Below are 5,308 nucleotides of genomic sequence, written 5' to 3' on the forward strand. Positions count from 1 at the left end.
GGCCGGTGAGGACAAGGCGTACGATACCGCCGATCATGTCGCCAATCTTCGCGCCATCGGCGTGACGCCGCATGTGACACAGAACCAAGCCGTCACCAAAACCGGCAAGAACCGCAACAGCGCCATCGACGAACGAACCACGCGGCATCCGGGATATGGCATGTCGCAATCACGCCGGGCGATGGTCGAGTGCATTTTCGGATGGGGCAAGCAGCATGGCACCATGCGCAAGACCAAACATCGTGGCATCGCTCGCGTCGCCGCCAACTTCCTGCTCAATCTGATCGCCTATAACCTGATCCGCATTCCAAAACTGATGGCTGCGTAGCAGTGAGGGTGGCAACACCGCCCTCACGCAAAACAAAATTGCCTCAAACTGGCGGACACATCACCTGAAACTTTGAGCAACGGCTCCACGAAACAAGGAAAAGCTCAAATTCTCTGCTTTTTCTGCAGACTGTTAGAGTTAGGCACCAGTTGAGGATTTAGCCATGCAGACCATGCTCACGGTTCGAGATGGACACTGGAGGTAACTCGCCATATCTCCAACCGTCGAATGGACTGCTGCCGAAATTCCCGCTTTGCTCGGCCAATCCTTTTACTGCCACGATACGCGCGCGGCGCGATTTGGCCGCCCGCAGATGGCGGGCGGAACGAACGGCAGTTTCTCCTGGAGCGCGGTGGAAATGCCAATCCACTCGTAGTGTCTGTGTGGGACGAAATGTCGCCTGTCGCATTCGGCACCTTGACTTTTACGACAAAGATTCCGGCTGATGCGGCCACCTCGACCCCATTAGGCAGCACAAACTTCCCGCAGCCCCTAGTCGTCCTTCGACATCTTGTAGGAACAATAGCTGCAGAGCTCGCTGGACTCGTCCGACACGTTGTCTGGGGTCAGTGACTCGCCGCACCGAACGCAAGCTTCCAGCTCCATGAAGCAGTTGACGCACTGATTTTCATCTTGCCACGTAACATACGTCTTCGTGCCGCATTCGGGACAAAGTCCGACCGGATCTTGCCCGCCTTCCTTTACGGCTGAATGGCTCTCAAATTCGAAATGTGCTTCAAGGGCTGTTTCCATGAGCGTGATTGCATCGATCCTGGCGCCGCATTGCCGACACTCCGCATCGGCAAAGCCCGATCCCTTTCGGGTCTGATCGAGCCGATAAATCAAATGTGAACCGCATTTGTTGCAAGGCCGTGCAGCTTCAGACAGTGCGGCCGATTTCCATTCGACACCATCAAACGTTTGCGTGCACTGCTCGAGCTCACTGTCGTAGACCGCTTTCACTTCAAGCATGGTTAGCCAGCAGTCTCCAAGATGAGCCCGGGGATCCTCGTTCATCTGTCGGAATAGGTCGATAACCACTGGGGAACGCCTTGGCGATCGCTTCCCGGACCGTCTCGCGGCTCGCTTGCGTGTAGAGATGCTCCATATCGTTCCGGATCCGATTAAGCTCGTTCAAGGCTTGACGGTCTATCTTGAGCTTGAAGGTGGCGAAGCGCTCGCCGATCTCATGAAAATCGACGGTTCTATTCCCTGGAGAGAGTTCAACCCCGCCTTTCCCGTCCGGCAGCGGCTTGAATTGCGTCCCTAGGACATCCTTGATCTTCGCCTTCGGCGCCGCCTGGACCAAGACCTCCTTCGCCAAAAGTAACGTGCCGGCATAAAAGTTACGGACAGCCGACAGCGCGCGCTTGGGCGCGTTTGCCTCGTAATCCTCGTTCCCGAGCTGAATAGATTGAATGGCGTTATCGAACAGACTGTTCATATTGCTCTGTTTCCGATGCGGGACCATCGATCAACCTCCAGTTGGGTAAGTGGGCAGGTCCACTAAACGCACGAGAATCTAAGGCGCTTCAACTGATAGGATTTTCGCTTCCGTCAGGACGCGACGGTACAGACCGACGAACTGGCTGACCAGTCCCCAGTCCTTGTTCGCAGGCTTGTTTCCGGTCAGTGCCACAAGCACCCACAAAAGGTCGCGATAAGCCAAAGAAAACGCGGAAGCGATCAAATCCTCGAGCGTGTCTTTCATTTCGCCGTAGCCGCCGTCAGTTGCATAGAGAAGCTTGTTTCGAAAATCGGCGCGGGCGGAAACGAACTCCTTCACCGTCATGCCATTCTGTTTCGCAACTTCCTCCGAAAAGTCCTTCAGCATCTCTTCGACGATGGCGTCGTCGTCCAAGTCGTCTCGCGACACGGCGAAGTCCAGCGGGTTTATTTTGATAACCTCTTCCCCGTCCTCCTTCCCGATGGACAGCTTCAACTTCTCTTGGTCGAGAACAGGCTTGATCGGCATCCGCAGATAGTTCTCAAGACCGTTAAAACTGACGCCGTGCTTGAGCATGTCTCCCAATACGAACCGAAATTGCGAGAGTACGGGGTAAAAAGCCAACTTCACGTAGTGGTTTTTGAACTTCTTCACGAAGTCCCGATGCTCGGGCATATCGTCTTCGTTGAGCTTCAGAAGCTCGAAGACTGCGACGACAAGCTCCTCTTCCGCAGCTATGCATCGGATAGCGCCCATGGCGTCGTCCACGCCCCTGAGGCGCAAAGCCTTGTTGAAATGATCGAGCGCTTTCCCGATGCGCGCACCGACCTTCCGGGGAGAGTGCTCGAACAGGAAGTCGACGAATTCCTGACCGATCAGATCGGCAAATGGCTCGGTGTCCAAGCCCTCGCCGGCAGCATCATTGTCTGCTTCGCCTATGGTCTCCCGCTTATCCGTCATTTCGAAGCGTCCTTAAGCCAAAGCCCCGCCTGCCAGCGCTCCGCTACGGCCACTTCCTAACCCTTGCTACTGCGTCGAAATCGATATTAGCGACAGAAGTCGGCTCACCTTCGTGTGTTTCAGTCATTCGATATGGGCTTCCACAACTTGTGAAAGGCTATCACCCCGCGTCGGCCCCATTGAGTTGATCTGCTTTTTCATGACAGCTGACGCCTTGAACACAACGACATTGCGCGGCTCAATAGGCACTTCAACGCCGGTCTTCGGATTTCTGCCCAGCCGCTGAGCTTTCTTCCGAACCGTGAACGTACCAAAAGACGACAGCTTGACTGTTTCCCCACGTGCGATGCAGTCGGCTATCTCATTTAGAACTAGTTCGGCAAAATCCGCCGATTCTCGCCGCGACAAGCGGACTTTCCGATAGATCGCGTCGTACAGATCGACTCGGGTGATTGTTTTGGCCCCGCGCATATTGCTGCCTCCTTACTGAAACTGTTTTGATTATGGCTGCATTCAAGCAGCTGCATATGGCCAGGATCAAACCCCGTTAACCTCTTGCGGCAGGGTACAAGATCGCCCTCTCGTCGCCAATAACCAGCTCGCGAACCCGTTCGGCATCTTCAACTCGCGGAAGCGAATGGGCGATGATCAGTCAGAATCCTACAGGACTAGCCGCGAGGCAGCGCGGGTGCAGACACGACTGCATGACTTTATCCGCCGTGGCGTCGCCGACGCGCTCGCAACTGCTCGCGCAGTCGCCACAGCTTTGACGCGGGATCGCGTGCTTGAGTTTGTCGGGCGCATCTACGAGCAGGCGTTCGGAACATTGCAGATCATGGGCGACGTTAAAGCGGAGGCACGATGAGGCGACACGTCATCATGGCCGTTTTGGTCCCGGCGACCGAAGCCGCATTCCGCTCGGCGACGGCGAAATCGCAACTCGGCTCGACCTGATCGCCGGTGAGAAGTCGTTCGACCACGGCATCGAGTATAGAACGTTTGCATCAAGGAGTCCGGTTACCGGTCTCGGCATAGTTCGCCTCGAGATCCTCGGTATCGGCAGCTATTTCAGCCGCAGCCTTCCGGCGCTGCTCCTCATGCTGCTTCAGGCGCGCGACATCTGCGACACGGATTCGTCTATGGGTGCCTACCTGCCGGAACGGCAGTTTCCCCACATCCATGCGCTTGTACACGATGGGACGAGAGATGCCCAACATCTCGGCTGCCGTCTCTGGGGAAACCTCATGCTCCGCCTTGAAGACCAAGGTTTCGCCCGGCTGCGAGATGGCGTCGAGAAAATCGTGCACCGCTCGCAAGAGCGATGCAGGCATCTCTGTCAGGATCGGCTTCCCGGAGGGATCTGTGAAGAACAGGCCGCCAGGCGCTGCAAGCCCGCCAAGCAGGCCCGCGCCCTTCTTTGCCTCTTCCCGATCACGATCAGCGATCTTGAGCTTGGTGACCACGTCAGTCATGGTCCATACCTCCGCGCAACTGTAATAAGTGTAATGATTGTCAGATGACATTTCAATGGCAGTTATAATTATCCCAGCAATAACATAGACTTAGATTATCAGAAGGCGTTGTGCATTGATCACCAAGCCTCTTTTGGTCCCCCGGCGAGACTCACGTCGGTCGGTCGCCGCCGGTAACTTTCCGAAAAATTTTCGAAAAGCCTTCCCGGAAAGGCCACCTGCAGCGCAACACTCATTGGAGGCCTGGTCGGCAATCAATGGACGATGAGGCGACGCATCTTTCCCTCGGCGAGGTTCGCCGCATCATCAGCCGCTTGCGCGGGCCCGACCTCGTGCGTCTGTCGTTGTTAGCCCGCGCCTGGGCAGCCGGCCTACGCTACCATGATACGGATGATCTCCTCTACGAGGCGCTCGACCGCATCTTGTCGGGGCGGCGGCTGTGGCCCAGCGAAGTCCCGCTTCCAGCATTCCTTTCACAGGTGATGCGCAGCATCGCGAGCCAGTGGCGCCAGGAAGACCCTGCTCCAACCTGACCGAGAACGTCACCGCGCGAGCCGGAGAATTCCTCGTGAGCACGCGGACCGAGATCCGCCGGCGTCCGTACGGTCGATTGGCGGCGGGAAATTCGCGGCACCAGATCCGTTTACCGCCTTCACGACCAGGAACGGCAAACGCGACGAAGGGCGCGTCGCGACGCTGACGATGTACGTCAGCTTGACATCGCCGTTGATCAATTGCCTTCCGATGGCAATAATACTCGCGTTGACGAAACGTGGAGTGATGTTGATGCCCCGCAAGCTACCGCTTCACGTTGAGCGCAATCACGTCAAGGGCCACACCTGCCTGTCGTTTCGTCACGGCAAAGGACCTCGCATTCGACCCGTCCACTTTTTCGGGGGAAGACAACCCGATCGAGCGCCTGAACGGCGAGATCAAGCGGCGCACCGACGTGGTCGGCATCTTCCCCAATGAGGACCCCATCGTCCGCCTCGTCGGCGCGATCCTGCTTGAACAGAACGATGAATGGGCCGTCCAGCGCGCCCGCTACATGACGCTGGAAACCATCGCGCTGTCATGAAAGACGATCCCGACGACCAGGAC

At 56.8% G+C, this 5,308-nt stretch carries 9 protein-coding genes and 1 pseudogene; 4 read left to right on the forward strand and 6 right to left on the reverse strand.

Annotation, left to right across the window (positions count from 1 at the left end; genetic code table 11):
- Nucleotides 1-328, forward strand: a 328-nt coding sequence (locus tag KIP88_RS45200; protein WP_214494539.1) for a transposase, incomplete at its 5' end; no start/stop codon positions are given.
- 492 nt (nt 329-820) lie between these two features.
- On the opposite strand, the gene KIP88_RS47650 is transcribed toward KIP88_RS45200, so the two are convergent.
- The 4 genes from KIP88_RS47650 to KIP88_RS45215 form a co-directional block, all read right to left on the reverse strand.
- Nucleotides 821-1,300, reverse strand: coding sequence for a hypothetical protein (locus tag KIP88_RS47650; RefSeq protein WP_249791550.1), 480 nt, complete (start codon nt 1,298-1,300; stop codon nt 821-823).
- A complete protein-coding gene (locus tag KIP88_RS47655) occupies nt 1,293-1,772 on the reverse strand; it encodes a hypothetical protein (RefSeq protein WP_249791551.1) in 480 nt (159 codons plus the stop codon). Before KIP88_RS47655 ends, KIP88_RS47650 begins: the two co-directional genes overlap by 8 nt.
- Before the next feature lie 78 nt (nt 1,773-1,850).
- Entirely contained in the window at nt 1,851-2,735 is an 885-nt protein-coding gene (locus tag KIP88_RS45210) for a hypothetical protein (protein WP_214494540.1), read from the reverse strand.
- Nucleotides 2,736-2,858: 123 nt separating this feature from the next.
- A complete protein-coding gene (locus KIP88_RS45215; protein ID WP_214494541.1) occupies nt 2,859-3,206 on the reverse strand; it encodes an integration host factor subunit alpha in 348 nt (115 codons plus the stop codon).
- Between the two features lie 166 nt (nt 3,207-3,372).
- Between KIP88_RS45215 and KIP88_RS45220 the strand changes: the two genes are divergently transcribed.
- Nucleotides 3,373-3,600 (forward strand): hypothetical protein, encoded by a 228-nt coding sequence (locus tag KIP88_RS45220; RefSeq protein ID WP_249791552.1) that lies wholly within the window; start codon nt 3,373-3,375, stop codon nt 3,598-3,600.
- Nucleotides 3,601-3,739: 139 nt separating this feature from the next.
- Here KIP88_RS45220 and KIP88_RS45225 read toward each other — a convergent pair whose 3' ends face one another.
- Complete coding sequence (locus KIP88_RS45225; RefSeq protein WP_214494542.1) at nt 3,740-4,207, reverse strand: helix-turn-helix domain-containing protein; 468 nt, start codon at nt 4,205-4,207, stop codon at nt 3,740-3,742.
- Nucleotides 4,208-4,464: 257 nt separating this feature from the next.
- Between KIP88_RS45225 and KIP88_RS45230 the strand changes: the two genes are divergently transcribed.
- Nucleotides 4,465-4,740 carry a hypothetical protein gene (locus KIP88_RS45230; RefSeq protein WP_214494543.1) on the forward strand — a complete coding sequence of 92 codons (276 nt, stop codon included), beginning with the start codon at nt 4,465-4,467 and terminating at the stop codon, nt 4,738-4,740.
- Nucleotides 4,741-4,749: 9 nt separating this feature from the next.
- Here KIP88_RS45230 and KIP88_RS45235 read toward each other — a convergent pair whose 3' ends face one another.
- A complete protein-coding gene (locus KIP88_RS45235; RefSeq protein ID WP_214494544.1) occupies nt 4,750-5,004 on the reverse strand; it encodes a hypothetical protein in 255 nt (84 codons plus the stop codon).
- A 107-nt stretch (nt 5,005-5,111) separates the two neighbouring features.
- Here KIP88_RS45235 and KIP88_RS45240 point away from each other — a divergent pair.
- Nucleotides 5,112-5,285, forward strand: a pseudogene (locus tag KIP88_RS45240) (transposase); the annotation flags it as partial.
- Nucleotides 5,286-5,308 lie beyond the last annotated feature (23 nt).

It is taken from the genome of Bradyrhizobium sp. SRL28 (assembly GCF_018596315.1).
GTDB lineage: Bacteria > Pseudomonadota > Alphaproteobacteria > Rhizobiales > Xanthobacteraceae > Bradyrhizobium.

Bases quoted from the DNA above. Each gene is read 5' to 3' on its own strand.
- KIP88_RS45230 (WP_214494543.1), top strand. From the start codon at position 4,465: ATGGACGATGAGGCGACGCATCTTTCCCTCGGCGAGGTTCGCCGCATC.
- KIP88_RS45220 (WP_249791552.1), top strand. From the start codon at position 3,373: ATGGGCGATGATCAGTCAGAATCCTACAGGACTAGCCGCGAGGCAGCG.
- KIP88_RS47655 (WP_249791551.1), bottom strand. From the start codon at position 1,772: ATGAACAGTCTGTTCGATAACGCCATTCAATCTATTCAGCTCGGGAAC.
- KIP88_RS47650 (WP_249791550.1), bottom strand. From the start codon at position 1,300: ATGCTTGAAGTGAAAGCGGTCTACGACAGTGAGCTCGAGCAGTGCACG.
- KIP88_RS45215 (WP_214494541.1), bottom strand. From the start codon at position 3,206: ATGCGCGGGGCCAAAACAATCACCCGAGTCGATCTGTACGACGCGATC.
- KIP88_RS45210 (WP_214494540.1), bottom strand. From the start codon at position 2,735: ATGACGGATAAGCGGGAGACCATAGGCGAAGCAGACAATGATGCTGCC.
- KIP88_RS45225 (WP_214494542.1), bottom strand. From the start codon at position 4,207: ATGACTGACGTGGTCACCAAGCTCAAGATCGCTGATCGTGATCGGGAA.